Source organism: Uliginosibacterium paludis (genome assembly GCF_039631355.1).
GTDB lineage: Bacteria > Pseudomonadota > Gammaproteobacteria > Burkholderiales > Rhodocyclaceae > Uliginosibacterium > Uliginosibacterium paludis.
Genome location: NZ_JBDIVF010000005.1, coordinates 28,744 through 53,937 on the forward strand (window position 1 = coordinate 28,744; position 25,194 = coordinate 53,937).

30 protein-coding genes and 4 tRNA genes are annotated in these 25,194 nt (G+C 65.3%); 20 read left to right on the forward strand and 14 right to left on the reverse strand.

Going from position 1 to position 25,194, the window contains the following annotated elements; genetic code table 11:
* Positions 1-9: 9 nt before the first annotated feature.
* From ABDB87_RS13670 to ABDB87_RS13695, 6 genes are all read right to left on the reverse strand, one after another.
* A complete protein-coding gene (locus ABDB87_RS13670) occupies positions 10-699 on the reverse strand; it encodes a Bax inhibitor-1/YccA family protein (RefSeq protein WP_345927959.1) in 690 nt (229 codons plus the stop codon).
* Positions 700-830: 131 nt separating this feature from the next.
* Entirely contained in the window at positions 831-1,508 is a 678-nt protein-coding gene (locus ABDB87_RS13675) for a Rossmann-fold NAD(P)-binding domain-containing protein (protein ID WP_345927961.1), read from the reverse strand.
* Positions 1,509-1,528: 20 nt separating this feature from the next.
* Positions 1,529-1,747 (reverse strand): hypothetical protein, encoded by a 219-nt coding sequence (locus ABDB87_RS13680; protein WP_345927963.1) that lies wholly within the window; start codon positions 1,745-1,747, stop codon positions 1,529-1,531.
* A gap of 11 nt (positions 1,748-1,758) precedes the next feature.
* Entirely contained in the window at positions 1,759-1,944 is a 186-nt protein-coding gene (locus ABDB87_RS13685; RefSeq protein ID WP_345927965.1) for a hypothetical protein, read from the reverse strand.
* Between the two features lie 18 nt (positions 1,945-1,962).
* Complete coding sequence (locus ABDB87_RS13690; protein ID WP_345927967.1) at positions 1,963-3,132, reverse strand: MBL fold metallo-hydrolase; 1,170 nt, start codon at positions 3,130-3,132, stop codon at positions 1,963-1,965.
* A 111-nt stretch (positions 3,133-3,243) separates the two neighbouring features.
* Positions 3,244-3,885, reverse strand: a complete 642-nt coding sequence (locus ABDB87_RS13695; RefSeq protein WP_345927969.1) for a TetR/AcrR family transcriptional regulator — start codon at positions 3,883-3,885, stop codon at positions 3,244-3,246.
* A 360-nt stretch (positions 3,886-4,245) separates the two neighbouring features.
* On the opposite strand from ABDB87_RS13695, the gene ABDB87_RS13700 reads away from it, so the two are divergent.
* Positions 4,246-5,877 carry a methyl-accepting chemotaxis protein gene (locus ABDB87_RS13700; protein WP_345927971.1) on the forward strand — a complete coding sequence of 544 codons (1,632 nt, stop codon included), beginning with the start codon at positions 4,246-4,248 and terminating at the stop codon, positions 5,875-5,877.
* Positions 5,878-6,415: 538 nt separating this feature from the next.
* Here the strand turns inward: ABDB87_RS13700 and ABDB87_RS13705 are convergent.
* The 3 genes from ABDB87_RS13705 to ABDB87_RS13715 form a co-directional block, all read right to left on the reverse strand.
* A tRNA-Ser gene (locus ABDB87_RS13705) sits at positions 6,416-6,505 on the reverse strand.
* Between the two features lie 68 nt (positions 6,506-6,573).
* Positions 6,574-7,020 (reverse strand): 6-carboxytetrahydropterin synthase QueD, encoded by a 447-nt coding sequence (gene queD / locus ABDB87_RS13710; RefSeq protein WP_345927973.1) that lies wholly within the window; start codon positions 7,018-7,020, stop codon positions 6,574-6,576.
* 119 nt (positions 7,021-7,139) lie between these two features.
* Positions 7,140-7,433: a helix-turn-helix domain-containing protein gene (locus tag ABDB87_RS13715; RefSeq protein WP_345927975.1), complete on the reverse strand. Its 294-nt coding sequence runs from the start codon at positions 7,431-7,433 to the stop codon at positions 7,140-7,142.
* Between the two features lie 290 nt (positions 7,434-7,723).
* Here ABDB87_RS13715 and ABDB87_RS13720 point away from each other — a divergent pair, with 290 nt between their 5' ends.
* The 5 genes from ABDB87_RS13720 (at position 7,724) to ABDB87_RS13740 (ending at position 10,720) form a co-directional block, all read left to right on the forward strand.
* Positions 7,724-8,953, forward strand: a complete 1,230-nt coding sequence (locus tag ABDB87_RS13720; protein WP_345927977.1) for an aspartate kinase — start codon at positions 7,724-7,726, stop codon at positions 8,951-8,953.
* Between the two features lie 48 nt (positions 8,954-9,001).
* A tRNA-Ser gene (locus ABDB87_RS13725) sits at positions 9,002-9,094 on the forward strand.
* 69 nt (positions 9,095-9,163) lie between these two features.
* Positions 9,164-9,240 (forward strand) — tRNA-Arg (locus ABDB87_RS13730).
* A 121-nt stretch (positions 9,241-9,361) separates the two neighbouring features.
* Positions 9,362-9,438: transfer RNA gene (locus tag ABDB87_RS13735), tRNA-Arg, on the forward strand.
* 418 nt (positions 9,439-9,856) lie between these two features.
* Positions 9,857-10,720, forward strand: coding sequence for a YihY/virulence factor BrkB family protein (locus tag ABDB87_RS13740; protein ID WP_345927979.1), 864 nt, complete (start codon positions 9,857-9,859; stop codon positions 10,718-10,720).
* 14 nt (positions 10,721-10,734) lie between these two features.
* Here the strand turns inward: ABDB87_RS13740 and ABDB87_RS13745 are convergent, their stop codons facing one another.
* Complete coding sequence (locus ABDB87_RS13745; protein WP_345927982.1) at positions 10,735-11,571, reverse strand: metallophosphoesterase family protein; 837 nt, start codon at positions 11,569-11,571, stop codon at positions 10,735-10,737.
* Positions 11,568-12,602, reverse strand: coding sequence for a diacylglycerol/lipid kinase family protein (locus ABDB87_RS13750; RefSeq protein ID WP_345927983.1), 1,035 nt, complete (start codon positions 12,600-12,602; stop codon positions 11,568-11,570). The genes ABDB87_RS13745 and ABDB87_RS13750 overlap by 4 nt, the downstream gene beginning before the upstream one ends.
* 241 nt (positions 12,603-12,843) lie before the next feature.
* On the opposite strand from ABDB87_RS13750, the gene ABDB87_RS13755 reads away from it, so the two are divergent.
* From ABDB87_RS13755 to ABDB87_RS13785, 7 genes are all read left to right on the forward strand, one after another.
* Complete coding sequence (locus ABDB87_RS13755) at positions 12,844-13,020, forward strand: DUF1328 family protein (RefSeq protein ID WP_345927985.1); 177 nt, start codon at positions 12,844-12,846, stop codon at positions 13,018-13,020.
* A gap of 27 nt (positions 13,021-13,047) precedes the next feature.
* Positions 13,048-13,614: a ferritin-like domain-containing protein gene (locus ABDB87_RS13760; RefSeq protein ID WP_345927987.1), complete on the forward strand. Its 567-nt coding sequence runs from the start codon at positions 13,048-13,050 to the stop codon at positions 13,612-13,614.
* A gap of 111 nt (positions 13,615-13,725) precedes the next feature.
* Complete coding sequence (locus ABDB87_RS13765; RefSeq protein ID WP_345927989.1) at positions 13,726-15,114, forward strand: phospholipase D-like domain-containing protein; 1,389 nt, start codon at positions 13,726-13,728, stop codon at positions 15,112-15,114.
* A gap of 207 nt (positions 15,115-15,321) precedes the next feature.
* Positions 15,322-15,639: a BON domain-containing protein gene (locus ABDB87_RS13770; protein ID WP_345927991.1), complete on the forward strand. Its 318-nt coding sequence runs from the start codon at positions 15,322-15,324 to the stop codon at positions 15,637-15,639.
* Between the two features lie 38 nt (positions 15,640-15,677).
* Entirely contained in the window at positions 15,678-15,893 is a 216-nt protein-coding gene (locus tag ABDB87_RS13775; RefSeq protein ID WP_345927993.1) for a CsbD family protein, read from the forward strand.
* Between the two features lie 119 nt (positions 15,894-16,012).
* Positions 16,013-18,064: an AsmA family protein gene (locus tag ABDB87_RS13780; protein WP_345927995.1), complete on the forward strand. Its 2,052-nt coding sequence runs from the start codon at positions 16,013-16,015 to the stop codon at positions 18,062-18,064.
* Between the two features lie 115 nt (positions 18,065-18,179).
* Complete coding sequence (locus ABDB87_RS13785; RefSeq protein WP_345927996.1) at positions 18,180-18,590, forward strand: response regulator; 411 nt, start codon at positions 18,180-18,182, stop codon at positions 18,588-18,590.
* Between the two features lie 22 nt (positions 18,591-18,612).
* Here the strand turns inward: ABDB87_RS13785 and ABDB87_RS13790 are convergent, their stop codons facing one another.
* Positions 18,613-19,245 carry a response regulator gene (locus ABDB87_RS13790; RefSeq protein WP_345927998.1) on the reverse strand — a complete coding sequence of 211 codons (633 nt, stop codon included), beginning with the start codon at positions 19,243-19,245 and terminating at the stop codon, positions 18,613-18,615.
* A gap of 66 nt (positions 19,246-19,311) precedes the next feature.
* On the opposite strand from ABDB87_RS13790, the gene ABDB87_RS13795 reads away from it, so the two are divergent.
* From ABDB87_RS13795 to ABDB87_RS13825, 7 genes are all read left to right on the forward strand, one after another.
* Positions 19,312-20,700 (forward strand): CHASE3 domain-containing protein, encoded by a 1,389-nt coding sequence (locus ABDB87_RS13795; protein WP_345928000.1) that lies wholly within the window; start codon positions 19,312-19,314, stop codon positions 20,698-20,700.
* 222 nt (positions 20,701-20,922) lie between these two features.
* Positions 20,923-21,087: a DUF1328 domain-containing protein gene (locus tag ABDB87_RS13800; RefSeq protein ID WP_345928002.1), complete on the forward strand. Its 165-nt coding sequence runs from the start codon at positions 20,923-20,925 to the stop codon at positions 21,085-21,087.
* A 66-nt stretch (positions 21,088-21,153) separates the two neighbouring features.
* On the forward strand, positions 21,154-21,540 hold the full coding sequence (locus ABDB87_RS13805) for a hypothetical protein (RefSeq protein ID WP_345928004.1): 387 nt from the start codon (positions 21,154-21,156) through the stop codon (positions 21,538-21,540).
* A gap of 80 nt (positions 21,541-21,620) precedes the next feature.
* On the forward strand, positions 21,621-22,007 hold the full coding sequence (locus ABDB87_RS13810) for a hypothetical protein (protein WP_345928006.1): 387 nt from the start codon (positions 21,621-21,623) through the stop codon (positions 22,005-22,007).
* Positions 22,004-22,600, forward strand: coding sequence for a hypothetical protein (locus tag ABDB87_RS13815; protein WP_345928008.1), 597 nt, complete (start codon positions 22,004-22,006; stop codon positions 22,598-22,600). The genes ABDB87_RS13810 and ABDB87_RS13815 overlap by 4 nt, the downstream gene beginning before the upstream one ends.
* A gap of 154 nt (positions 22,601-22,754) precedes the next feature.
* Positions 22,755-23,195 carry a BON domain-containing protein gene (locus tag ABDB87_RS13820; RefSeq protein ID WP_345928010.1) on the forward strand — a complete coding sequence of 147 codons (441 nt, stop codon included), beginning with the start codon at positions 22,755-22,757 and terminating at the stop codon, positions 23,193-23,195.
* Positions 23,196-23,266: 71 nt separating this feature from the next.
* Positions 23,267-23,410, forward strand: a complete 144-nt coding sequence (locus ABDB87_RS13825) for a hypothetical protein (protein ID WP_345928012.1) — start codon at positions 23,267-23,269, stop codon at positions 23,408-23,410.
* A 96-nt stretch (positions 23,411-23,506) separates the two neighbouring features.
* On the opposite strand, the gene ABDB87_RS13830 is transcribed toward ABDB87_RS13825, so the two are convergent.
* On the reverse strand, positions 23,507-24,616 hold the full coding sequence (locus ABDB87_RS13830; RefSeq protein WP_345928014.1) for a hybrid sensor histidine kinase/response regulator: 1,110 nt from the start codon (positions 24,614-24,616) through the stop codon (positions 23,507-23,509).
* Positions 24,613-25,188: a chemotaxis protein CheB gene (locus tag ABDB87_RS13835; protein ID WP_345928016.1), complete on the reverse strand. Its 576-nt coding sequence runs from the start codon at positions 25,186-25,188 to the stop codon at positions 24,613-24,615. Before ABDB87_RS13835 ends, ABDB87_RS13830 begins: the two co-directional genes overlap by 4 nt.
* Between the last annotated feature and the right edge of the window lie 6 nt (positions 25,189-25,194).

The following is a 25,194-nucleotide window of genomic DNA, read 5'->3' on the forward strand; positions in this document are numbered from 1 at the left end:
TGGACGGACTCAGTCGCGATCGCCGCCGAAGATGCCGAGGATCTGCAACAGGCTCACGAAGATGTTGTAGAGATCGAGGTAGACCGCCAGCGTTGCGCTGACATAGCTCGTCTCGCCGCCATTCATGATCCGGTTCAGGTCGTACATCAGCCAGGCCGAGAAGAGGCCGCAGGTGATCACGGTCAGGGCCAGATGCAGGGCCGGCAGCTGGAAGAAGATGTTCGCGAGGCTGGCCACGATCAGCAGCAGCGTGCCGATGAACAGGAACTTGCCCATGCCGGAGAGATCTCGCTTGATGGTCGATGCCAGGGTCGACATCGCGAAGAAGATCACGGCAGTGCCGCCCGCGGCCATCGCGATCAGCGAGCCGCCGTTGGAGAAGCGCAGTGTCCGCTCGAGCGTGACCGACAGCATCAGGCCCATCACGAAGGTGAAGCCCAGCAGCAGGCCGACGCCCAGGCTGCTGTTGCGGTTGCGCTCGATGGCGTACATCAGCCCGAACATCACGCCCAGCATCAGCAGGGGGCCCATGAAGGGGCTGGTCGCGAACATGCCGGCGACGTGAAGCTTCATGCCCAGCCAGGCGCCAGCAGCGGTGGGAAGCATTGAAAGCGCCAGCAGGTTGTAGGTGTTGCGCAGAACCCGGTTGCGGCTCTGTGCGTGATCCAGCGTACTGGAATTGATAACGTTGCTGTCCATGCCAAGTCTCTCCGTTGCGTTGAAATGCGTGACGCGGATTGTGGCGTCACGCGTATTGACAAAGCAAGCCTCGGAAGGTTCCCGTTTTCATTCAGACTCGCGTCCAGGATTCCTCGGTGCGCAGGTGTGGATCAGACCGGGTGTTCGCCGGCCCTGAGCAGTGTGGATCCCAGCACGACATGTCCCTCGACGGATGGCAGTCCGGTTCGCAAGGCGTCGGCAACATTCTGCGCCGCGACCGGACGCAGCGCGGCGGGAACCGCTCGCCCGAGAAAGCCGAAGAGGGCGGCGGAAAGCCGCTCCGCCGGGCGCGTCCGTTGCCCCAGCGCGGCGCGGTCTCCCAGCAACAGGCCGGGGCGGGCGATCAGCAGGGTGTCGGGCTCGAGGGAAGCCAGCGCGGCTTCGAGTTCGCCCTTGACGCGGTTGTAGAAAAACCGGGATTGCGGATCGGCCCCGGCCGCGCTGACGAGCGCAATTCGGCGTGCCCCCGCAGCCATTCCGCTTCGTGCCAAGGCAAGGTTGGCGGAGAAGTCCACCGCGCGGAAGGCGGCCTGGCTGCCGGCATCCCGGATCGTCGTGCCGAGTGCCAGGTAGAGCTCGTCGAGCGGCGGCAGTGCCGGCAAAGCCTGGTAATCCACCCGGTGCAGGACGAGTTTCGGATGCCGGATGGCCAGCTCACGGCGCGCCAGAGCATGGACCTCAGCGACGTCCGGATCCGCCAGCAGGCCCTGCAGGAGGTGCTGACCCACAAGGCCGGTGGCTCCGGCGAGGGCGACCCGGCGCAGGCCGGAGCGAGTTGAAGTCTGCATCAGTGGTTTTCCTGGAGGGCTCAGTGCCGGGCGGCGCCCGAGAGGATTTTGACGCGCGCACGGCGCGCGGTGTCCTGCTTCTGGCTGGCGAGCCGCCGGCGGGCGCCCGACCGGATGGCATCGGCGACGCCCACCGGCATCAAGCCGGGCCCTGCCATCCGGGCGGCAGAGGGCCGTGCCGCCCCGTCACGACCGGGTGTGTCGACCAGGGCGTGATTGTCAGGCTCCATTGAGTACATGAAGACAGGCATCAGGGGCGCAGGCAGTGCGGGTCGTGATTGCAGGCTTCGTTGCGTGCCGCCTTGAGCTCTTCGCTTGAAGGGCCGGCGCTTAACCAGCCCGTGCCGGCGATGAGCAGGGCGCCGAGCGCGAGGACGATGAAGCCTGCCCGTTTGCGGTCTGGCGAGGCGAATCTGCGAAAGTCGATCGGTTTCATGGTGTGCGGAAACTCATCTCAGAGAGGGGAAGCAGGCGCGGCTTCAATGGCCGCTGCGCCGGTCGTTCGTGGCGTACCGGGTTCGGGGGCGGCGCGCCACCAGGCGATGCCGGGCGCGGGCCGGGTGATGTCCAGCCGCTCGCCGAAGCGGGGCGTGGCAAGCGCCACCTGGCGCTGCGCGGCAATCGCGCTTACCTGGTCGAGCGGATCGGTCCAGGCATGCAGGGCGAGGTCGAAGCTGCCGTTGTGGATCGGCACCAGATGGCGGCCCTGCAGATCGATATGCGCCTGCACGGTTTCCTCCGGGTGCATGTGGATCGCGGCCCAGGCCTCGTTGTAGGCGCCGTTTTCAACGAGGGTCACGTCGAAGGGGCCGAATTTTTCGCCGATGGCGCGGAAACCGCTGAAATAGCCGCTGTCGCCGCTGAAGAACACGCGCACCTGCGGCGCGATCAGCACCCACGAGGCCCACAGGGTGCGGTCGCCGTCAAACGGGCTGCGGCCTGAGAAGTGCTGCGCCGGTGTGGCTACCAGCCGCAGTTCGCCGATGCGGGTTTCCTGCCACCAGTCGAACTGCTGCACCTTGTCCGCCGGCACGCCCCAGGCGATCAGCCTGTCGCCCACGCCGAGCGGGGCGAGGAAGTGGCCGGTTTTCGCGGCGAGGGCGAGCACGGTGTCGTGGTCGAGGTGGTCGTAGTGATCATGCGAGAGGATCACTGCTTCGATTTCGGGCAGCTCCGCCACCGTGATCGGTGGCGCCTGGAAGCGCTTCGGGCCGATGAAACCCAGCGGCGAGGCGCGCTCGGCAAACACCGGGTCGGTGAGCCAGAACTTGCCGGCCAGCTTCAGCAGCACGGTGGAGTGGCCCAGGCGCCATAGGCTCAGATCGGGAGCGGCGAGCAGGTCGGCGCGGGTGAGCGGCAGAGCGGGAACGGGCAGCTCCGGCCGGGAGAGCGGCGACTTCTCTGTGAAGCTGCGGTACAGCGCCTTCACCCCGCCCACGAAGCCGAGCTTGCTGCTGCCTTCGGCATTGTGGAAGCGGCCGTCATGAAAGAGGCTCTTGCTGACACGCTCGGCGGGCACGGCGGGGGCGGGTTCAAAGATCGATGAGTAGGCCATGAAGCACACGCAAAGGGAGAGGGGGATCAGGAGCCAGCGCCCGCGGCGCAGGGGCAGACGGCGTTTCATGGCTGGCGCGGAAGGTGGCGGGAGGAGGTCGGGCTTGTCATGTCTGATTCTTGTGTTGGGGTGAGTAATCACTCATTCGCGGGGCGCGCCAAATAACGGCCGAAGCCCTGCTCAGGGCTCCATCAGTCCCTTGCAAAAGAGCTTGAAGGCAACAGTCTTTGCCGCCTTGGTCTGATCCGGGTGGCTAAGGCTGAAATCGATCGTTGCCTGCGAAATGGCCATCGAGATCATGTTGAAAAATTCGCGGGCAACCGCTTTCGACATCCCCTCGAAGGGCAGTTCGCCGAAATTTTCCTGGCAATCACCACACAGCTTGAGGCCCTCTTCGCGAGCCTCCGGGCTGAGCTTGTCGGAGGTTTCCAGTTGCGCCATCGCCTTGAATGCCGCCGGATGTGACACGCCCCAGTCGATCCAGTCGCTCCAGGCCGCTGACATGCGCTCTTCCAGCGGCAGGGCCACGTCCCACGCGCACCGGGTGCTCTCGGCTGCATTGCGGCACTGGTGCAGATACACCGCGTTGAGCAGCGCGTCCTTGTTCGGGAAGTAGCGGAACAGCGTGCCTTCGGCCACCCCGGCACGCTTGGCAATCAGGGCCGTAGGCGCTCCGAGCCCCTGGAGTGCGATGACTTCGGTCGCGGCGTCCAGCAAGGCGATCTGTTTGTCTTCGGAGCGTGGGCGGGCCATGTCGGGGAGTGTTTTAAGTGAGTGCTCACTCATCTTATAAAAAGCCGGCACGGAATGCAAGTGCGTCATGCCGACGATCAGGGCGCGGACAAGGTTTGCAGGCGTGCTGCCTGCTCATCCGGTTTCCCGTCCGGCTGCACGTGTTGCTGCACGCATGCCTTCGGAGCACGACTTTCCCCGCTCCGCATCCCGATGCCGGCAGATGCTGATGACGATGTAATGTGCGCCAGCCTGAAGTCGAACATCGGCTGCCGCTGGGGGCCCGAGCGAACACGGCGGTTGATCTGGATCCTGAATCGCGCAGATTCCCGCGCCGCCGGCTAAAGAGATGTCATGAAAATCCGATAGCGCCCCAGATCACGCATGACATGCCCCGGCAACCCGCTGGGCGAAGTACATGCCAATGGATTCAAACACGAGGGACTTTTCATGAATATCTTTGGCGTTGCCGCCCGCATCAAGATTCTGGCGGGCATCTCATTTCTGCTGTTGCTGCTGGTGGCCGTTGTCGGGGTTACGGTCATCAACATCGAGGCCCGAAGCATCCGGAATATTCACGAGACCAGCCTCCCGGGGATCGTCGTCATCGGCAAGGCGCGTCTGGCCCTGATGAAGGTGCGGGTCAATATTTACCAGTCCATTTTCCTGAAGGACGAGCAGCGTGCCAAAGCGCTGGAGAACCTGGAGAAGAACAGGGGCGAAATCCGGCAGCAACTCGATGCCTATGACCTGCTCCCTACCAATCCGGAAGACACGCGCCTCCTCGAGGCCGAGCGGCGTGCGGTGCAGGTCTACTCCGAAGCGCTTGACCGGGCGGTGGCCCACGTCAGGCAGGGGCGTGAGGATCTCGCTGCGGAGGTCCTGTCCAGGGAAATCCTGCCGACGGGGAACGCCGTGCTGGAGGCGCTCAACGAGCACGTCGAATTCAACGAGAAGCTCGCGGCCGACTACGCGAACGCAGCCTTCGCTTCAGCGCAGCTCGGGCGCAACGTCGCACTCGGCGTGAGCGTACTGAGCCTGCTGATCATTGCCGGCTTCAGCATCATGCTGGCACGGGAGCTTCAGACCCGTCTCGCGCACATGTCCAATTTCATGACGCATGTCGCGGATTCGCTCGATCTCACCGGGCGCGGCAAAATCGTGCGCACGGATGAGCTCGGCAAGGTCGGGCAAGCCATCAACCTTCTGATGGACAAGCTCACGGCGAGCCTTCGCAGCATCGCCGCAAATGCCGACGCCGTTGCGGCGTCGGCCGAGCGGCTTGCCACCAGTTCGACCCAGGTGGCAACGGCATCGAGCAACCAGAGCGAAGCATCGTCAAGTGTTGCCGCGACGGTCGAGGAAATGACGGTTTCCATCAATCATGTGAGCGACCAGGCCGGCGAGGCGGACCGCCTCGCGGCGCACTCGGAGAAGCTCGCGAAAGAAGGCGGTGCCGTGATTCTGCAGACGGCATCGGACATTCACGATATCGCTGAATCGGTGCGTCATGCCGCCGAACTGATCGCCAGTCTCGAAGCCAGCAGCAAACAGATTTCCGGGGTGGTTGCGGTGATCCGCGACGTGGCGGATCAGACCAATCTGCTGGCCCTCAACGCGGCGATCGAGGCCGCCCGCGCAGGCGAGCAGGGGCGTGGTTTTGCCGTTGTGGCCGATGAAGTACGCAAGCTTGCGGAACGCACCGGACACTCGACCCAGGAAATTGCCTCGACCATCGAGACGATGAATGAAAAGGCCGCGCGCGCGGTGTCCAGCATGAACAGGGCCGTCAGCAAGGTGGATGTTGGTGTGCAGCGCGCCCGGGACACCAGCGCGTCGATCCAGCTCATCAGCGACGGCTGTCATGACGCAGGCGAGACCGTCGGGGAAATCAGCAACGCGATTCGGGAGCAGGGTACGGCTACCAACAACATCGCGGCGCAGATCGAGCGAATCGCCCAGATGTCCGAAGAAAGCAGCGCAGCGGCCGGCGAAACCGCCGAGGCAGCACGAGGGCTTGATGAACTGGCCCGCAGGATGCGCGCCGAGGTGAGCCGTTACCGTCTGAACGAGCTTCACTGAGCCACAGGCTCCCGGTGGCCCTGGCGCCTGGTTCGTGATCATCCGGCTGCAGCAGGCCTTCCTCCTGCGCCACCGCGCCCATCGTAGGGATCCATGATTGATGCATCGGGCCGCTGTGTGGCGAGGCTCGCCTTCCGGATTCATGGCGTGGCGGCTGCCGGATTGCCGAAAACCTTGAGCAGTCGTTTCGGGCGCCACGGACAGGTCGAATGTCAAAAGGCAGTCGGCCTGCTCGTGGCCTCGGGGGCAGGACTGTGCGGTCTTCTCGATGCCACTCGTGCGGGCGCCGGATAGGCAGGCGGCCCATCGGCGGTGAGTCTGCATTGGTTCCAACGTGCGGATTCTTCTGCCGGGTGTTTGAAACCGGCGTTTCCGGGCTGCCCGAAGTCAGATGCTGAGGACGTGACTCGGCATCTGAAAACGAAAAAACCGCCGGAAGGGCGGTTTCGTTCTCGTTTGCCTGCTTCAATCGGCCATGTGACTTCTGGCGAAAGCGGGCATTCATGATTCGCTGAAACCCGCCTGTGTTCCGGGTTTCTGGCGGAGGCGGTGAGATTCGAACTCACGGATGGCTTTCACCATCGCCGGTTTTCAAGACCGGTGCATTCAACCGCTCTGCCACACCTCCGCATGGCCCGCAGCGGTCTGCGGGGCGACGAATTGTGCCGAAGACAGGCTGTCCTGTCCAGCCGTCTTCTACTTCGGCCGGGCTGCGTCGGCCCAGCAGTTGGGGGTTTCGTAGATCCGGACGTTTTCCAGCGTCAGAGCCTTGTCACACAGGGAATTGATGTGGGGAGCCAGGAGTTCGAAGGCCTTGGCGGCAAGGTTTTCTGCTGTGGGGACGACATCCAGCACCACGGTACGGTGGTCAGGGAGTGACTCCAGGAAGTCGAGGATCTGCCGGTCGCCCTGATAGGCGAGAAAGGCGTGATCCCACACGTCCACGACGTGCTGGCGCATCAGGGTCTTGATTTCCGAGAAATCGAGCACCATGCCATTGCGGGGATTGCCGTCCATCCGGGTCACGTCGCCCGAAACAGTGACTTCGAGCGCGTAGCGGTGCCCGTGCAGATGCCTGCACAGACTGCGATGGTCGGGAATGCGGTGTCCGGAGTCGAACTCCAGTCGGCGGGTGATGATCAAGATGTCGTCCTGTTGCGGGAGCGTGCATGCGCGAAGCCGCGCATTGTAGCGGAAGCCAAAAACAAACCCCGTGAGGCGTGTGCCTGACGGGGTTGTGGCCGGTCATGCCGGAGGGGCGCTTACTTTTCCTTCTTCTTCGCCTTGGCTTCCTTCTTCAGTGTCTTGTACAGATCCGACTTGTGCGTGCGGAGGTACTCGATCACTTCGAAGTCGTCCTTGCGGAGCTTGTCGATATCGACGCGCTCGATATGGACCAGGCGAAGCAGCGCCTGAACGGGCCGCGGAATGCTGCGGCCACTCTCGTAACGGGAGCCACCACTCTGGGTGACGCCGATGCTGGACCAGAATTCGGACTGGTTCAGCCCCAGTTTGTGGCGGATTTCGCGAACGTCGATGTCATCAATTGTCTTCATGTGCAGTGTCCTGGAAACGATGAGGGGAAGGCCTTGCCCGACGGGGAAAAAACGTGCGACTTCAGGCAGGGCGGGTGAGCCGTTGAACGTGCTCTATAACTTTCGTGATATGAAAAAATATTATAGATCAATATTTTGCGTTCATTCAAGGAGCATTTTGTGTCCTTTCGTAACAGCTGGGACTGTCAATTCGGGCGGTTGGTTCAACCTCTTTTTGCGTCATTCTTCTGACTCGGTTTCCGGCTTGCTATAAAATCCCGCTTTCCTTTTTCTGCAGCAGTGAAAGCAAGATGGCGCTGATAGTTCAGAAGTACGGTGGCACGTCGGTGGGCACTCCCGAGCGGATCAAGAATGTGGCCCGGCGCGTCGCGCGTGCCCAGGCCGAGGGCAACCAGATCGTGGTGGTGGTCTCGGCCATGAGCGGCGAAACCAACCGCCTCATCGCTCTGGCGAAGGAAGTCCAGAGCAGTCCGGATCCTCGCGAGCTCGACGTCGTGATCTCCACAGGTGAGCAGGTGACCATTGGTCTTCTGAGCATGGCACTTCATGCCGAAGGCGTGAAGGCGCGCAGTTATACCGGCTCGCAGGTTCGCATCCTGACGGACAGCTCCTTCACCAAGGCGCGCATCCAGAAGATCGATGAAGAGAACATGCGCCGTGATCTGGACGAGGGCTGCGTGGTGGTGGTGGCGGGTTTCCAGGGGGTGGATGACGCCGGCAACATCACGACGCTCGGCCGCGGCGGCTCGGATACGACGGGTGTGGCGCTCGCCGCTGCACTGCGTGCCGATGAATGCCAGATCTATACAGACGTAGACGGCGTCTATACGACGGATCCGCGGATCGTGCCCGAAGCGCGCAAGCTCAATCGCATCACGTTCGAGGAAATGCTCGAAATGGCGAGTCTGGGTTCCAAGGTGCTGCAGATCCGTTCCGTCGAGTTTGCAGGCAAGTACAAGGTCAGGTTGCGCGTGCTTTCCAGCTTCCAGGAAGGAGGCGAGGGCACGCTGATTACATTCGAGGAAGACATCAATATGGAACAGCCGATCATCTCCGGCATCGCCTTCACCCGTGACGAAGCCAAGCTCACCGTGCTGGGCGTGCCCGATCGCCCCGGTATCGCCTATCAGATTCTGGGGCCGATCGCCGAAGCCAATATCGATGTCGACATGATCATCCAGAACGTCGGCCAGGATGGCCTCACGGACTTTTCCTTCACCGTGCCGCGCGGCGAGATGGATCGCGCGATCGGCATCCTGGAGGGCGTCAAGACCCATATGGGCGCGCGCGAAGTGCGCGGTGACCGCTCGATGGCCAAGGTTTCGGTTGTGGGCGTCGGCATGCGTTCCCATGTGGGCGTTGCCAGCCGCATGTTCCGCACGCTGGCTGAAGAGGGCATCAACATCCAGATGATTTCGACCTCCGAAATCAAGATCTCGGTGGCGATCGAAGAGAAGTATCTCGAACTGGCTGTCCGCGTGCTGCACAAGGCGTTCGAGCTCGATCAAGTGAGTGCTTGATGTTCTTGACGGGCTGAAAGAGGGTGGCTAGAATGCGCCCTCTTTCGCGGAGAGTTGGCCGAGTGGTCGAAGGCACTCCCCTGCTAAGGGAGCAGACGGGCAAAACCTGTCTCGAGGGTTCGAATCCCTTGCTCTCCGCCATAAAGAAACAGACATCGAAAGATGTTGCGGTTACAGGGTAAGAAGTGCATAATCCTGCTTCCGTTTTTTGCACCCATAGCTCAGCTGGATAGAGTACCTGGCTACGAACCAGGGGGTCGGGCGTTCGAATCGCTCTGGGTGTACCAGTTTCAGGCGAAGAGGCCAGTCAAACGACTGGCTTCTTCGTTTAAGACCTGATGAGAAGGCGCCTTGCCCGTCAAAGTGCCGGATACAGAAGGTCGGAAGCCTGCAAGGCTTCCCTGCATTGCACCCATAGCTCAGCTGGATAGAGTACCTGGCTACGAACCAGGGGGTCGGGCGTTCGAATCGCTCTGGGTGTACCAGTTTCAGGAAAGGCCGGTCGACAGACCGGCCTTTTCTTTTTTCCGCTTCTGCTGCGGGCATCCGCTGCTCCGGATGACAGGCTTTCCCGCTCTGGTCTGACAGACCACGCGGTCCGGGTTCAGGCAGCATGTCCGTCAATGACCTACCTGCGGGCAACACGCCGGTGCCTGGTTCCGTGCCTTGCGGGCGGCCCTTGTGCTTTCCGCTCCGCGTCTTGGTCCTTCCGGGAGTATTGCGCCGGTCGTCTTGGCGGCGAGATGCTTGTGCTCCGTCTCCAGCCGAAACATTCGCGCTCCCGCTCCGGACGCCAGGTGCGCCGATAGGCTCAGGAGGGCGTTCGGCGTCGGGGTGTGATGTTTCGGTGACGGGCCGCTTGTCGTATCGCTTGAGGAGGAGTTCGGGATGCATGAAACCTTCATGAGCCGTCTGCTCGCTTGCCCGCCCATTCGGCTGACCCATGACGCGATCATGGCGTGGCTGGATGATCGTGCGCCCAGCCTGGGTGCGGCGCTGGCCTACTACACGCTTTTTTCGCTCGCTCCGCTCCTGCTGATCGCCGTGTCTGTTGCCGGACTGGTCTTCGGAGACCAGGCTGCGCGGGGCCAGATCTACGAGCAGCTTTCCGGCTTCATGGGGCCTGCCGGGGCGAAAGTCGTCGAGCAACTGCTGGCCAGCGTTAACTGGCCGGCCGGGAGCATGACGGGAACCTTGTTCGGTCTCCTGATCATGTTCATCGGCGCCACGACAGTGTTCGCCGAACTGCAGAGCGCGCTCGACCGTATCTGGGAGGCGCCCGAAGCGCCACGCTCGGGTCTGTGGAGCCTCCTGCGCGCCCGCGTGCTGTCTTTCGGACTGGTGCTGGGCCTGGGCTTCCTGCTGATCGTGTCACTGCTGTTCGGTGTGGCGGTGGCGGCCTTGCAGAAATGGTGGCTGGCGGGCCTGGCCGCCTGGAGTCTGGTGCTGGGGGCCTTGAACTTCCTGATCAGCTTCCTTCTCCTGACCCTGATGTTCGCGATGATCTACAAGCTGATGCCTCGCGTCCGGATTGCATGGGCCGATGTCTGGGTGGGCGCCCTGGTTACGGCCGGCCTCTTTTCTGCCGGGCGCAGCGTGATCGGCCTGTACCTGGGTTACAGCGCTGTGGCCTCGGGCTTTGGTGCGGCAAGCTCGCTGGTGGTTCTGCTGGTATGGATCTATTACTCGGCCCAGATCTTTCTGCTCGGTGCCGAGTTCACCTGGGCCTATGCCCATCGTTATGGCTCATTGCGGCAGTCGTCCTGACGCACACCGCGGCTTCACGCGACCGCATGCAGCCTCGGTCGCCCGCGGCCGAAGGGGTGGCCGAGCGGGGTCGGGCCGGAGCGTTCGAAGCTCCGGCTGCGGTCGCTCCAGGTCCAGTGCTCCAGGCTCCTGATCCGCGCAGGGCTCGTATCGTCCTGGTGCAGCACGGTGACGCTGTTGGGCTGTCCGCCACGCTGGCGCAGCGAGCAGGCGGTGCCGGCCTGCGAAACAAAGGCCTGGTGCTGACCGGAACTGCCACTTGCCACCGGCAGCACGGCCGGGCGATGCACATGGCCATTGAGGAAAAGGTCTGCGCCTGAATCGAACCAGCGGTCGAGCGCTTCGGCATGGAGCAGAGGTCGGTCGGGCCAGTCAGCGCCGGGTGTCAGCAGCAGCGGATGATGGGTCACCACGATGCGCCACTTCTGTGCCGGCGTGGTTTTCAGCCGCTCTGCCACGCGTTCGATCTGCTTGCGGTTGATGACGCCGTACTGCTGCCGCCAGCGGCGGGTCGTGTCTACACCGAGAATGATGGCCGAATCGAGTTCCAGCACAGGGTCCGGCCGGCATCCGAAATGATGACGAAAGCGCCCCAGCGGCGAGAACAGCCTGTGCCAGGGGGCAAGGGGGATGTCGTGGTTGCCTGGCAGGACCAGCATGGGGACCTTCGGCAGCGCCTGCACGAAACGCGCCGCCGCCGCGAACTGGCTCCTGGTCGCACGCTGGGTAAGATCTCCGGAAATGATGACGGCATCTGGAGCGAGTCGGTGGGCGAGCGCGATCAGGGCCTCGCAGACCGGCGGGCGCTCGGTCCCGAAGTGAGGGTCGGACAGGTGCAGGAAGAGGCTCATGCGGCGCAGTCCGCGCGCAGCGGAGGCCGCACTTCGGCGAGCGCATCGCGCGGGGCGAGCAGCCGGAGCGGGCGCGCTTCGACCGAGAAGTGCAGCGGCAGCGTCATCGGCAGGGGTTCGCCGTCGCATGCGACCAGCATGCGCTGCCTGCGCCCGGGGCGCGTCGGCGCGACTTCGAAGGCGCCCGCCGCAAAACTGTGGATCCGGGGATGCGTCGTCAGCATGCCGCAGGCCGCGCGGAGCAGCAGTCCGGCAAGTGACCATCGGCTCTCCGGCTGGTGGACGATCACGCCCAGGGCGCCGGCGGCAATTTTCCGGGTATCGGGCATGCCGAGCCGGGCGAGCTGCAGCGTGTTGCGGCCCGCGAAGAGCGTGGTGGCGTGAAACGGAGCCAGACCTTCTCCGGCCTCCGTCGGGCAACCCGAAATGGTGAGCAGCTTGCGGCGGATGCCGCCTGCAATACTCCAGGCCGCCGAGATCAGGGCGACCAGCCGATGCCGGCCGAAGCGCCGGGAGGCCTGCTCGCGTTCAACCAGAAGTTCCGGATACAGCCCCAGACTGGCATTGACCAGAAAGACCCGGTCATTGACGCGGCCCACCTGAACCGGCGTGGGCAGACCGTGCTCGAAGGCATCCTGCAGGACGGCCGCGGCGCGTTCGGGCGTGTCGGGCAGCCCATGTTCGCGAGCGAAGAAGTTGAAGGTGCCACAGGCCAGGGCAGACATCGGTACGTCCTGCTCCCAGGCGGCCTGCGCGACCGCGTTGAGGCTGCCGTCACCGCCGACGGCAACGAGGATGCCATCCTGCTTGGCCGCCCGCGCCGCTGCCCGGGCGAGAGCCGGCAGCTCGGAAGGCTCGGCGGCAACGTAGATGCAGCAGTTGCAGCCCGGAGTTTGTACCGGACTCTCGAGCGCGGCTGCGAGATCACGCGCCGCTTCAGCGTGCGCTTCGGTCGTCAGCAGATGCACCGTCAGGCTTCGGTCACGGAAGGGCGTGCGCGGCGATGCAGAGGCGGCTGGGGCTGCGGTCATGGCGGACTCTCGTGGCCGTGAGGACGCATCGATGCTATGCGGTCGCACGTCCCCTGACTATCGGCCTGAAGTGCGTGTGCGTGCAGGACAAGAGGAGGTGGCGAGCGTGCGAGGCGATGGCTCCCTGTCCTACATCACGGCGTGCTGCCGGCTGATGGGGCCGGGGCCGCGCGCGGGCATACAGTGGGTCCAGGCAAGCCGGAACGCGTCCGGCCCGGGTACCCAAGTGAAAGGAATCATCATGCTCAAGTGGGCCATCATCTTCGCCGTCATCGCCGCGATTGCCGGCGTGCTCGGATTCAGCGGCATTGCGGCGGGTGCTGCGGGCATTGCCAAGCTGCTGTTCGTGCTGTGCCTTGTCGTCTTCCTCGTACTTGTCGCGCTGGCCGTCATCGGCGTCGGCGCGCTCAAGCGTTGATTTCCCGGACAGGAAAGGAGCCGCATCATGTCATCTGCATCCCTTCAGGCCATGCGCGACGAATCGGGCCACGACTACCGGCTGGAGCTCGACCAGAGCGGGCTCGACAGTGCCCGCAGGAATCTCGAGGAAGGTGCCGTCACCCCCGGCTATGGCCCGTGGCGGGACAGCATCGTGAAACTGCTCAACGACGCGCTGGCGACAGAACTGGTCTGCGTGCTGCGCTACAAGCGCCACTATTTCACCGCGGTCGGCGTGGCGTCGCCCCGGATCGCCGAGGAATTCATGGTGCATGCGAAGGAGGAGGCCGCGCATGCCGACAGCATTGCCGAGCGTATCGTGCAGCTGGGCGGCTCGCCGGACTTCTCCCCCACCACGCTGCTTGATCGCAGCCATGCGGACTACGACGCCTCCTCGGACCTCAAGGCCATGATCCGCGCCAATCTGATCGCCGAGCGCGTAGCGGTGGAAAGCTACCGGCAGATGATCCAGCTCATCGCCGACAAGGATCCCACCACCCGCCGCCTGCTAGAGACCATTCTCGTCGACGAAGAGGAGCACGCCGACGAGCTGGCGGACCTGCTCGAGGCGTAAGCCGTGCGCAGCAGTTTCCGTCTGCGGTTGCCGGAGTCGGGCCCAGGCCGGCTCCGGCTTTTTTTCGTGCCCTGCAGGGGGCGCCAACCTGCGAGGCGGGTGTGGCAGGCCGTGGCCGCCGTTGCCCTGATGACCGGCTTGCCCGCCTGCGCCCACCAGATCGTGAGCCCAATCGCTTCTGGTCCCGTCCCCGGCACGAAGCAGCTGGCGCGATCGGTGTCGATCACCGGCCCGGAAGGGGCGCCGCTGGCACCGCAGGAAAAGCTCGCCACGCTGCGCCAGGTCGCGGCCCAGGGGCGGCCCGTGCTGCTCCAGGCGCAGCTCGCGGCCATGGCCAGGTTCGGCGACATGGACCTGTATGCCGGTAATCGCGCGCGATTGCTGCTCGACGGCCCTGCGACCTTTGCCGCGATGTTCGAGGCGATCCGTGGCGCCCGGCGCTCCATCCTGCTCGAAAGCTACATCGTCGAGGATGCGCGGATCGCGCGGGAGCTGGCCGCGCTGCTCAAGGCCCGCCGCGCGGAGGGGCTGGACGTCGTCCTGCTTTATGACGCGGTCGGCTCGATCGGGACCGATCAGGCTTTTTTTGACGGACTGCGCGATGCCGGCGTGGCCGTCTGCAAGTTCAACCCGGTCAATCCGCTGGAGCGCCCCGGTTACTGGGGCATCTCGCACCGCGACCATCGCAAGCTGCTGGTGGTGGATGACGAGCTGGCCTTTACCGGCGGCATCAACATCAGCTCCGTGTACTCCTCGGGTTCCATGGGGACGCGGCGGTCCTCGCGTGCCGTCGGCGAGGCGGGCAAGGCATCCGGCTGGCGCGATACCCAGATCGCGATCCAGGGGCCAGCCGCTGGCGCGATGGGGACTCTGTTCCGGTCGAGCTGGCTCCGCCAGGGCTGCGAAGGTGAGCCGGGGCCGGTGCAGCCGGTGAGCGCCCGGCGTGGCGGCGCGCAGCTCGTCCGCATCGTGGCCGCCACCCCCGATGATCCGGAAAGCCGCATCTATCGGCTTCTGCTGGGCTCGATCCAGGCTGCCAGTCACAGCATCTACATGACGATGGCCTACTTCGCTCCCGGAGCGGAAATGCTCGACGCGCTCAAGGCGGCCGCACGGCGCGGCGTTGACGTGAAACTCGTCCTGCCCTCGCTGAGCGATTTCACGCCGGTGCTCGAAGCCGGGCGGGCGAGCTATGCCGACCTGCTGGAAGCCGGCGTCAGCATTCACGAGCTGCAGTCTTCCGTGCTGCATGCCAAGACCGCGGTGATTGACGGGGTGGTGTCCACCGTCGGGTCGAGCAATATGGACTGGCGAAGTTTCGAGGCCAATGACGAGGTCAATGCCGTGGTGCTGGGCGAGGATTTCGCGGGCGAAATGATGGAGGCATTCCGTCGCGATCTCGCCGCGTCGGTGCAGATCAGTGCGGCGGAGTGGGCAAGGCGTCCGCTGCTGCAGAAGCTCAGACAGGCCTTCTGGCAGGTCTTCGAGCGATTCTGGTAGGCGGCGGGGCAAGGGGCGCCGGCTTCGTGTCCTACAGCAGGGAACGGGTCCGGCCGATGCCGCCCACCCGTTGCCGCGCCTAGCATTGGCTCATCGGATCCGCACTCGCCAGAGCAGGTTCCGAGCCGCTGACAGGAATCATCCCCTGAACACACGGCGAGCCACTGCACCCGAGTTCGCGGCCGCCACTTTTCCAAGGAGCCATCCATGATTGCACGTGCCACTTTCATTGCCGTAGCCAGCTCGCTTATCGCACTCACGACTGTTTCGGGCTGCGCGGTCAGCCGGGGTCAATCCACTGTCGGTGAATACATCGACGATGCAACCATCACCACCCAGGTCAAAGCGCGCTTTGTCGAGTCCAAGGCCGTGGATGCCAGCGCCATCCGTGTCGAAACCCTCAACGGCGAAGTGATGCTCTCCGGCTTTGCCAAGTCGGCCAGTGAAAAGGCCAATGCCGAAAGCATCGCTCGCAAGGTCAAGGGCGTGAAAACCGTCCGCAACGAACTCGCCGTCCGCAACTGAGCGCAGCGAGCATTTTTCACTCACGAAAGGAGTCCGCCATGAACTGGGATCGCATCGAAGGCAACTGGGGTCAGATCAAGGGCAAGGTCCTCGAGCAGTGGGGCAAGCTCACCGATGATGACTTTGACGTCGTCAATGGCCGTCGTGAGCAACTGGCCGGCAAGATCCAGGAGCGTTACGGCATTGCCAGGGACGAGGCCGAGAAACAGGTGTCGGACTGGGAGCGCGGCGCGGATGAGCGCTGGTTCCTCTGAGCCTTCTGAACCAGAGAGCCCCGTTCCGCGCCCGGAGCGGGTAGCGCGGCGGACGTTCCCCGGGACGTCCGCCGCGTCTCTTTGCCGCTGCGGTGGGCACCGATGGCGAAGGGGGCCGCATGCCGGTCGATGACATCCGGATAGTCCCGCGATGGCTGCGGCTGGCCCGCCTGCTGACGGCGGCCTTTCTTGTCTGTTGCGCGAGCTTTGCCCTCGGTGAATGGATGGAATGGCGCTTTCTCGCGAGCTCCCTCGAAGCGGCAGCAAGCCGCGCGCTTGACCGGCCGGTGCGCTTCGGCCCGGCGCAGGATGGCAGGCGTTTCCGTCTGCGCCTCCTTGGCGGCCCGCGGCTGGATCTCGCGGCGCCGACCGTGGCGAGTGCCGGCGCGGGTCAGCCAGCGCTGCTCTCGGCAAACGAGCTGTCGCTGAGGCTTGCCTGGCACGATCTTCTGGCGTTCCGGCCGGGCGAGGTGCTGCGCGTGCGCTCGCTTAAGGCTTCGCAACTCTCGCTCGCGCTGCAGCGCGAGCGCACGGGCAGCGCGAACTGGCGCTTTCCCGCGCGCGCCACATCGCAAACCGGGCCGATCGTCGGCGGGCTGCGCTTTGCGGCGCTGCTGGTTGAGCGGGGGCGCCTCGAGTATCGCGATGAGGTGAAGGATCTGATCCTGAGCGGGCATTTCAGTCTGGACGACAGCAGCGATGCGTCGTCGCAGCCCGCGGGTCTGAAGGGCCGTGCGGCAGGCACTTACGCCGGCCATCCGCTGGACGTGTCGGTGAGCTCGCGCTCGCTGCTCGCGGCTTTTGCCGGGGATGAGCGCGAAGCCCATCTGCAGCTCGCGCTGCGTGCCTCCAGCGGGCCGACGAAGCTTGCGCTGGAGGGCTGGATCCACGGGCTCTTCCGCGCACCGCGCGTCGAGACCCGCTTCATGCTGTCCGGCCCCTCCCTCGCACATGCCGGCGCGCCGCTGGGTGTGACGCTGCCGGTCACGCCTCCATTCTCGATGCGCGGACAGCTGGTGCAGGCGGGGGCGCTCTGGACTGTCGACGTGGCGCAGGCTCGCATCGGTCGCAGCGAGCTGGGCGGGCATTTCACTTTCCGGCAGGGCGCTCAGGGCCAGCGTGCGCGGCTCGATGGCCGCCTGAGCGGCAAGGCGCTGTGGCTGGCTGACCTCGGCCCCGCGGTCGGAACCGCCGGGGCGGGTGAAGACAGCCGCCCGCGCACCGGCGCTCCCGCAGGGCGCGTGCTGCCTGACCGCCGCTTCAACATTCCCGCCCTGCGCGCGATGGATGCCGAGGTCCGCATTGCGCTCGACCGGCTCGAGCTCGGGACGCCTGCCCTCGATGACATTCGTCCGCTGCAGGCACGCCTGCTTCTCGATTCGGGCCGGCTCAGGATCGAGGATCTCGATGCACGGCTGGCCCGCGGCCATCTGCGCGGCGAGATCGAGCTCGACGGACGGGAAACGCCGGCCCGCTGGCGTACCCGAATGGCATTCGATGGCATCGCGCTGGAAGACTGGATCCGCGCCGGGCGGGACACCGGTCCGCCACGCGTGAGGGGGGCGCTGGCGGGTGAGCTCAGCCTGACGGGGTCGGGCAACTCGACTGCGGAAATCCTGGGCGATGCCAGCGGGCAGAGTCTGTTCACCCTGCAGCATGGGCGCATCTCGCACCTGCTGATCGAGCTCGCCGGTCTCGACGTGGCCCAGGCGCTGGGGGTGTTCGCTACGGGCGACAAGACCTTGCCGGTCACCTGTGGCGTGGCTGCGCTCAAGGCCGACCGGGGCCTGGTGAGACCCGAGCTGTTCGTGCTGGATACGCCGGACTCCCTTGTCCGTGTCAGCGGCGGCCTGTCGCTCGCCACCGAGCGCATGGATCTGCTGGCGCGCGTGTTGCCGAAGGATTTTTCGCCGCTGGCCCTGCGCACGCCGATTCGTATCCGGGGCAGCTTGGCCCGACCGGGCATCCGGCCGGAAGCCGGCCCGCTCGTCGCCCGGCTCGGCGCGAGTGCGGCGCTCGCCGCGCTCAATCCGCTGACCGCGTGGCTGCCGCTGATCGACCCTGGCAAAGCACTCGGGCGTGCGCGCTCGGCGGCCTTGACCGATGCCGATGTCTGCCGGATTCTGACAGCGCGTCGGACACCACCTCCAGCCCATGTAGGACAGCACTGACAGCGAAAAGCGGCGGGTGCGGAATGCGTTAATGTCCGCACCAGACGATAATAAAATACGCAGGCAGGGTTCCTGACTGACTCCCGCTTCGGGTGGCAGCATGCATGAGACAACAATGACTTCAACCGCCCATCCGGCTTCTTTCCGGTTGCTGCCGATCCGATGCTTTCTGGTCGAGGACAGTCCCGTGATCCGGGAGAACCTGATCGCGACGCTTCAGGAGATGCTCGATATCGAGGTCGTCGGCCACGCCGGCGACGAGCAGTCGGCCCTGAGCTGGCTGCAGACCGGTGAGGATCTGTGCGATCTGATCATCATCGACATCTTTCTCAAGAGCGGAACAGGTCTTGAAGTGCTGCGCCATGCCGGATTGCTGCAGCCCGGGGCGAAGCGCGTGGTGCTCACGAATTTCGCCACGCCGGACATGCGCCAGCGTTGCCGGCATCTTGGTGCCGACGCGGTGTTCGACAAGTCGGCAGAGCTTGAGGAGCTGATCGCCTACTGCGAGGCCATGCTCATGGCATGAGGCCGGCGGGTGCCGGCAAGGCCTACTGGATGAGCCCGTTCTTGAGCGCGTAGTAGGTCAGGTCACTGTTGGAAGCGAGTTTGAGTTTTTCCATCACTCGCGAGCGGTAGGTGCTGACCGTCTTGACGCTGAGCGACATGCTCTCGGCAATGTTGCCGACCGTTTCGCCCTTGGCCAGACGCAGGAAGACCTGCAGCTCGCGCTCGGAGAGCTGTTCATGAGGCAGGGCATCCGGATTGCCGTTGAGTCCATCGGCCAGCAGCTCACCCACTGCGGGCGTGATGTATTTTCGGCCGCGCGCCACGGTGCGGATCGCGCGCACGATTTCCTCGGGATCACATTCCTTGTTGAGGTAACCCGCAGCGCCCTGGCGCAGCAGCGTGGTGGCGTAGTGCGTTTCGGGAAAACCGCTGAGGATCAGCACCGGCAGATCGGGCTCGCGGGCCTTGATCGCGGCGAGCAGATCGACGCCATTCTGATCCGGCATGGAAAGATCCAGAACAATGACGTCGGCATCGCCGCGGCGAACGATGTCGAGCGCTTCACGGCCGTTCGCGGCCTCTCCCGTGACCTGGAAATCCATCTGCTCGACCAGGAACTGGCGCAGTCCGGCCCTCACGACAGCATGGTCATCAACGATGGCAATCCTGATCATCGGCATACTCTCTCAATCGGGTGGAAGCTTCTAGGAGTGTAAGACATGCGTGTCCGGCTCGCACAAATGAATGAGCGCTTCAAGCGCAGCAGATTCTTCCTGCCGGTGGCGATCCTGGTGGCCGGCTTCATGCTTGCCATCAGTGAGTCGGCATACCAGGGCGCGCGGGGCGAGCTGACCGATCTCGTCTCGATGGGGCAGGCGCGGCTGCAGCTCATGAGCATCGTGCAGCGGGTGACGGATGCAGAAACCTCCCAGCGCGGCTTCATCCTCACCGGCCACACCGAATATCTCGAACCCTATCGTCATGCGGCCTCCGATACGCGCAGAAGTCTCGAGATGCTGCGCGAGACCTACGGGCTTCTGGGCCACCACGACGCGGAGGCGATGCGAAGCCAGCTCGATCATGACGTGCAGGAGAAGCTCGGTGAGCTGGCCGATGTGCTGGTGAGTTACGAACGGGGCGATATGGAAGGCACTCGCGCCATGATCCTGACCGGCTTCGGGCGCGAGCAGATGGAGCGCATCCGGCGTGGTGCCAAGGCGCTCTACGAACTCGAGAACGGCAAGATCAACCGCGGCCTGGGCAGCGTGTTCGACACCCTGCTGCTCAATCGCATCGGCGTGAGTGCGCTGACCGCCATCAGCCTGCTGATGCTGATCATGTTCCTGCGCCAGAGCCGCGAGCTGGACCGGCAGCGTGCCGCCCATGCGGAAGCCCTGAAAGGCGAGCGCGACCAGCTCGGCATCGAGGTAGCGCGGCGCACCCGCGAGCTGACCGAGCTCGCACGCCACCTGCAGACGGCACGCGAGGACGAGCGCGCGCGACTGGCCCGCGACCTGCACGACGAACTGGGCGCGACACTCACTGCGGCGAAGCTTGATGTTGCCCGCATGCGGCCCAAGCTGCAGGGCGCGCTGCCCGAGCTCATGGAGCGGCTGACCCATCTCACCGAAACACTCAACAGTGCCATCGCGCTCAAGCGCCGCATCATCGAGGATCTGCGCCCCTCCACGCTTTCAAACCTCGGCCTGGGGCCGGCGCTGGAGATTCTGTGTCGTGAGTCCGCCGCACGCCTGGACGCCGCCATCGGGGCGGAAATCGAAGCCGTGCGCCTGTCTCCCGACGCGCAGCTGACCGTCTTCCGCGTCGTGCAGGAGGCACTCACCAACATCGCCAAGTATGCCGCCGCGACGCGGGTCACCGTCCGGCTCTGTGAGGACGGCGAGGAAGCGCTGCTGAGCATCCGTGACAATGGCATCGGCTTCGATCCGGCGGCGGTCAGCAACACACGGCACGGGCTGGTCGGCATGCGCTTTCGTGTCGAGGCCGAGCGGGGGCGGCTGACCGTGCAGTCCGCACCCGGCGAGGGCACGCTGATCTGCGCCCGCCTGCCGCTGGCCCAGGCGCTTGTCGCACCCGCCATTCCTGCCACTCCCGCAGCGGATGCCTGACCCGGCGCGCGTGCCCGCCATGCAGGTTGCGTAGTCCGCGTCCTACCCCGGCCAACACAGGGCGCCGACAGCCTGCTGAGGCTGCGGCCGGCCGAAGCGTAAAGGGCTGGCCGGTAAATTTCACTTACCGCATCCGGGCTTGTCGCATGAAGCGCTCCTTGTCCGGAAGTGTCCGCTTCAATCCCGAGCGGCCCGGTCCGTTCAACCGCCAAGGAGAATGCCATGCTTCATTATGCTGTCGTATTTTTCATCATCGCCCTCGTGGCGGCCCTCTTCGGCTTCGGCGGCATTGCTGCCGGTGCGGCCGGCATTGCCAAGATCCTCTTCGTGGTCTTCGTCGTCATGGCGCTGATCAGCTTCCTGCTGAGTTTCGCCCGCAAGCCCTGAGCCCGGACCGACCGGACGCAGGCGCCGCCGGTTCTTCCCGTCTCCCTCTGAAGAAAGGAATACGCCATGAACACCATCACTGCACAGAACGTCCGCAACAACCTTGACGAGTTCTCCGGCGAAGCAGCCGGTGTGGCGCACCGCGCGCTCGACACCACGCGTGAAACTGCCGACAAGGCGTTGGATTCCGCCCACGAGGGCGTCAGCACCCTGCGCGAGAAGATCCCTTCCGCGCTGGGTGACAAGGCCGCCGAACTCGAGCGTGTGGCCCGTGCCGGCGTCGAGCGTGCGCGAGCCGGCTATGCACGCGCCCGGGAGCAGGTGGATGCCGCCAGCCAGCGCACCGTTGCCTATGTGCGCGAGGAGCCGGTCAGGGCCGTGCTGATCGCCGCGGCCAGCGGAGCGGTGCTGGCCGGCGCGCTGGGCTGGATGGCCCGCTCGCGTCGCAGCTGAGCAGGCACGGGTGTGCCGCACGATGCCGCGGAGCCCGATTCGGGGCCGCGGCATTTTTTCGTCTGCCGGAGGACATCGTCATGCTCTCGCAACTCATTCATCTGCTGACCGCCGAAACCGGCCTGCTCGCGAGCCACGCTGCAGCCTATGCGCAACTGGCCGCGGCCGAATCCACGCTGGCGGCTGCGGCATTCAGGCGCCGCCTGCTGCTGCAGGCGCTGGCCCTGCTGCTCTTCATGGTGGGCCTCGCCGTGGCGCTGGTGGCGCTGTTGCTGCTAGCCGCCCTGCCGCGTGCGGGCATGCCTGCACCCTGGGCGTTGCTGGTCCTGCCACTGCTCCCCTGTGTGGCAGCCGGGGCGATCTGCTTCGCGCAGCGCAGCCGGCCCGCACTCCGTCCGTTCGCCGAGCTGCGCCGCCAGCTTGCGCTGGATGAGGAGCTGCTGCGCCAGTCCGGGGGGCTGCGATGAGCGCGCCCGTCGAGGCTCCCGCGGGCGAGCCCCACGCACCCGTCGATGCCCTGGCCGCGGCCCGCGCACGCCTTGAGCGCTCGCGTGCCGGCCTGCGCGAGGCGCTGGTTCGCCACGCAGCGCCCGCGGCTTCGCCGCGCAGTGGCTGGACTGCGCTGTTGCCGCGCGCGTGGAAGTCAGCGCTGGAAGGGCTCCTGACCCGGGTGCGCGAGCAGCCCGCGGCCGCCGTGCTGATCGAGTCGCTGAGCGCCTGGTGGCGACAGCATCCCTGGCGCGATTGCGTCGAGGTGGCCGGCGAGCAGATGTGTGAGCGCGTGATCCCGGCCCTGCGCCGCAATGCGCGCAGCACGCTGCTCGTGGCCGTCGGTGGCGCGGCGCTGCTGGTGCTGCTCAGACCCTGGCGCTGGCGGCGCCGGGGCCGGCGACGCGTGCCTTTCTCGTCCCGCTTGTACCGCTGGCTGCTGGCCGAACTCTCACGCCTGCCGCTGCAGTCCATGCTCGCTGCGATCATGCTGATGGCATCGCGCGGGCGCCATGAATCGAAGGATCAGCCGCCCGCGGAAAGTGCCGCGGGGACTGTCGGCGATGTCTGACAGGACAAGCGCTCTGCGGCTGATAAAACCCGGGCCGGGCGGTGTTTAAGCTGCAGGGCATGGAAGCGTGGCTCGACTGCGCACTCCCGAATCCTGCGGCTGGCCCGGCAGGCCTGTCGCAAAAACCTGCAGTGCTTTCTGAAAGGAAACCATCATGACCAGGCAAACTTCCCTTCCCCTCAAGACCGCTGCCTGCGCAGCCCTGCTGCTGAGCGTCGTGGCCTGCAGCAAGACCAGCGACGATGCGACGGCAGGCCAGAAGCTGGACTCTGCCGTTGCCAGCACCGAGCGTAACGCCAGCGAGACGCGCGCCGATGTGCGTCAGGAAATGTCCGAGCTCAAGCAGGACATGAAGCAGGCGGGCAATGCAGTGGCCGGCGCGGTGGACGACGCGTCGATCACTGCTGGCGTGAATGCCGAGCTCGCCAAGGACGACAAGCTCAGCGCGCTGAAGATCGACGTCGACACCAAGGGCGGCAAGGTGCTGCTCACCGGCAAGGCACCGGATGCCGAATCGCGCGAGCGCGCCACACGCCTGGCCGCGAATGTGAAGGGCGTGACGGACGTCGACAACAAGCTCGAAGTCGGCAGCTGATTCCGGCCACCGGCATTCAACGGAGCGGACGGCCCGTCCGCTTCATCGCGAACCCCCTGAAGGAGCAGACCATGAGCCTCATCGACAAACCGGGCAATGCCGCCGACATCGAACGTCTGGATGAAGAGAACGAACGCAGCGCCTACATGAACGAAGCGCAGATCGAGAGCACCCAGTTCGGCGTCGGGCGTGACACGCTGCCGGATCAGGATTGAAGCCGCCCGCGCCTGCCGTTCCTTCAGGGCGTGCGGGCGGTGGACAACAGGAAGAAAGGGGCGACCGCTTGCGTGTCGCCTTTTTTACATCCGCCTTCAGCGCGCTTCGGTACTGCGCGGCAACATCAGCTCGAAGAGCGTGCCCTCGCCGTTTTTCGAGTGGCCGATGAGCGAGCCGCCATGCGCGCGGGCCACGCGCTCGGCGAAGTGGAGGCCGGGCCCGACATGGGGGGAAGAGATGCCTTCGAGCGCAAAGCCGGAGCCGAAGAGGTGACTGGCGGCCGGCGCGGCAAGGCTGGCCGCGAAGCGCACGCGCAGCGTGACGGCGCGGCGCGCTTCCCCGTCGATTTCCACACTCAGCGGATGGCCCTCGGCATGGGTCGCTGCCTGCAGCAGCAGATGATCCAGCGCCTCCGAGAGCAGGCCTGCATCGAGCTCGCAGTGGGCATCGCCTTCCTGGTTGAAGAAGATGGCGGCCGGGCTCGCGCCGCGCGCCTCGCTGGCGCGGATGCACTCGCGGACGAGTGCGCCGAAATCCGCCCAAACCGGTTCGGGATGCAGATCGTCACGGGGCTGGCGCGCAAGATTGACGAGGTGATCGAGCTGGCGGCCGAGCATCGCCGTCAGGCTCTTGATGCGCGCCCCGGCCTGCTGCGCTGCCGGGGTTTCGCTGCGGCGGACGAGGATCTCGGCATTCAGCGTGAGAGCGGTCAGCGGGGTGCGGATGTCGTGCGAGAGGGCCGACAGCATCAGGCTGTTGAGCCGCTGCAGGCGCTCCTGCTCGGCCATGCGCTGGCTGAGCGCGCGCCGGTGTCGGTGCAGTTCGGCGAATACCGCCACCTTGCCGCGCAGCACGCAGGGATCGATCGGCTTGTAGAGGAAGTCGACCGCGCCGGCGCCGTAGCCCGCAAAGATGCGCTGCTCGTCGTGCCCGCCGGCGGTGAGGAATACGATGGGAATGCGGCGCGTGCGTTCGGTGCCGCGCATCAGCTCGGCCAGCATGAAACCGTCCATGTCCGGCATCTGGACGTCGAGGATGGCGAGCGCCACATCATGGACCAGCAGCAGCTCCAGCGCCTTCGGGCCGGAGCTGGCGGTGAGGATCTCGATGTCCTCATTGCCCAGCATGGCGCTCATGGCGAGCAGATTCTGCGCGATGTCGTCGACGACGAGCACGCTGATTTTTTCCCTCTCCATGGATTTCATCTCCATTTTCCGTTCCCCAGCAGGTGTCCGATTTCTTCGATGCCCGGCGCGAGGTCGGCTCCCGCGAGATCCAGCGCGGCCTGCGGCATGGTCGGCACGATGGCCTGCTTCGGGTTCTGCACCCAGAGCTCGCCACCGGCCTGCCTCAGCGCGCGCGCGCCCAGCGCGCCGTCCGTGTTCGCGCCGGTCAGGATCACCCCGAGCAGCCGCGCCCCGAAGACGTCCGTTGCGCTCTCGAAGAGCGGGTCGATTGCGGGGCGCGACCAGTTCAGCGGTGCATCCCGCGACAGGGCAATACACGGGCCCGGTGCCACCAGCATGTGGTAATCGGCGGGGGCCAGCAGCACTTCACCGGCGCGCAGCGGCTGCTTGTCCCAGGCATCGCTGAGCGGCAGGGCGCAGCGCGAGGCCAGCAGCGGCGCCAGCGAGCCGCCGCTGGCCGGGCGGTGCAGGACCAGCAGCAGCGGTACCGGGAAGTCCGCCGGCAGCGCCGCGCAGAGCTTGAGCAGGGCATCGACGCCGCCTGCCGAAGCGCCGACCAGCACGGCGTCTACATCGGGCCAGCGATTCATGATGGC

Excerpts from the sequence above, each read along its gene's own strand:
- ABDB87_RS13670 (WP_345927959.1), bottom strand. The coding sequence starts at position 699 with ATGGACAGCAACGTTATCAATTCCAGTACGCTGGATCACGCACAGAGC.
- ABDB87_RS13675 (WP_345927961.1), bottom strand. The coding sequence starts at position 1,508 with ATGCAGACTTCAACTCGCTCCGGCCTGCGCCGGGTCGCCCTCGCCGGA.
- ABDB87_RS13680 (WP_345927963.1), bottom strand. The coding sequence starts at position 1,747 with ATGTACTCAATGGAGCCTGACAATCACGCCCTGGTCGACACACCCGGT.
- ABDB87_RS13685 (WP_345927965.1), bottom strand. The coding sequence starts at position 1,944 with ATGAAACCGATCGACTTTCGCAGATTCGCCTCGCCAGACCGCAAACGG.
- ABDB87_RS13690 (WP_345927967.1), bottom strand. The coding sequence starts at position 3,132 with ATGAAACGCCGTCTGCCCCTGCGCCGCGGGCGCTGGCTCCTGATCCCC.
- ABDB87_RS13695 (WP_345927969.1), bottom strand. The coding sequence starts at position 3,885 with ATGACGCACTTGCATTCCGTGCCGGCTTTTTATAAGATGAGTGAGCAC.
- ABDB87_RS13700 (WP_345927971.1), top strand. The coding sequence starts at position 4,246 with ATGAATATCTTTGGCGTTGCCGCCCGCATCAAGATTCTGGCGGGCATC.
- ABDB87_RS13715 (WP_345927975.1), bottom strand. The coding sequence starts at position 7,433 with ATGAAGACAATTGATGACATCGACGTTCGCGAAATCCGCCACAAACTG.
- ABDB87_RS13720 (WP_345927977.1), top strand. The coding sequence starts at position 7,724 with ATGGCGCTGATAGTTCAGAAGTACGGTGGCACGTCGGTGGGCACTCCC.
- ABDB87_RS13740 (WP_345927979.1), top strand. The coding sequence starts at position 9,857 with ATGAGCCGTCTGCTCGCTTGCCCGCCCATTCGGCTGACCCATGACGCG.
- ABDB87_RS13745 (WP_345927982.1), bottom strand. The coding sequence starts at position 11,571 with ATGAGCCTCTTCCTGCACCTGTCCGACCCTCACTTCGGGACCGAGCGC.
- ABDB87_RS13750 (WP_345927983.1), bottom strand. The coding sequence starts at position 12,602 with ATGACCGCAGCCCCAGCCGCCTCTGCATCGCCGCGCACGCCCTTCCGT.
- ABDB87_RS13755 (WP_345927985.1), top strand. The coding sequence starts at position 12,844 with ATGCTCAAGTGGGCCATCATCTTCGCCGTCATCGCCGCGATTGCCGGC.
- ABDB87_RS13760 (WP_345927987.1), top strand. The coding sequence starts at position 13,048 with ATGTCATCTGCATCCCTTCAGGCCATGCGCGACGAATCGGGCCACGAC.
- ABDB87_RS13770 (WP_345927991.1), top strand. The coding sequence starts at position 15,322 with ATGATTGCACGTGCCACTTTCATTGCCGTAGCCAGCTCGCTTATCGCA.
- ABDB87_RS13775 (WP_345927993.1), top strand. The coding sequence starts at position 15,678 with ATGAACTGGGATCGCATCGAAGGCAACTGGGGTCAGATCAAGGGCAAG.
- ABDB87_RS13780 (WP_345927995.1), top strand. The coding sequence starts at position 16,013 with ATGCCGGTCGATGACATCCGGATAGTCCCGCGATGGCTGCGGCTGGCC.
- ABDB87_RS13785 (WP_345927996.1), top strand. The coding sequence starts at position 18,180 with ATGACTTCAACCGCCCATCCGGCTTCTTTCCGGTTGCTGCCGATCCGA.
- ABDB87_RS13790 (WP_345927998.1), bottom strand. The coding sequence starts at position 19,245 with ATGATCAGGATTGCCATCGTTGATGACCATGCTGTCGTGAGGGCCGGA.
- ABDB87_RS13795 (WP_345928000.1), top strand. The coding sequence starts at position 19,312 with ATGAATGAGCGCTTCAAGCGCAGCAGATTCTTCCTGCCGGTGGCGATC.
- ABDB87_RS13800 (WP_345928002.1), top strand. The coding sequence starts at position 20,923 with ATGCTTCATTATGCTGTCGTATTTTTCATCATCGCCCTCGTGGCGGCC.
- ABDB87_RS13805 (WP_345928004.1), top strand. The coding sequence starts at position 21,154 with ATGAACACCATCACTGCACAGAACGTCCGCAACAACCTTGACGAGTTC.
- ABDB87_RS13810 (WP_345928006.1), top strand. The coding sequence starts at position 21,621 with ATGCTCTCGCAACTCATTCATCTGCTGACCGCCGAAACCGGCCTGCTC.
- ABDB87_RS13815 (WP_345928008.1), top strand. The coding sequence starts at position 22,004 with ATGAGCGCGCCCGTCGAGGCTCCCGCGGGCGAGCCCCACGCACCCGTC.
- ABDB87_RS13820 (WP_345928010.1), top strand. The coding sequence starts at position 22,755 with ATGACCAGGCAAACTTCCCTTCCCCTCAAGACCGCTGCCTGCGCAGCC.
- ABDB87_RS13825 (WP_345928012.1), top strand. The coding sequence starts at position 23,267 with ATGAGCCTCATCGACAAACCGGGCAATGCCGCCGACATCGAACGTCTG.
- ABDB87_RS13830 (WP_345928014.1), bottom strand. The coding sequence starts at position 24,616 with ATGAAATCCATGGAGAGGGAAAAAATCAGCGTGCTCGTCGTCGACGAC.
- ABDB87_RS13835 (WP_345928016.1), bottom strand. The coding sequence starts at position 25,188 with ATGAATCGCTGGCCCGATGTAGACGCCGTGCTGGTCGGCGCTTCGGCA.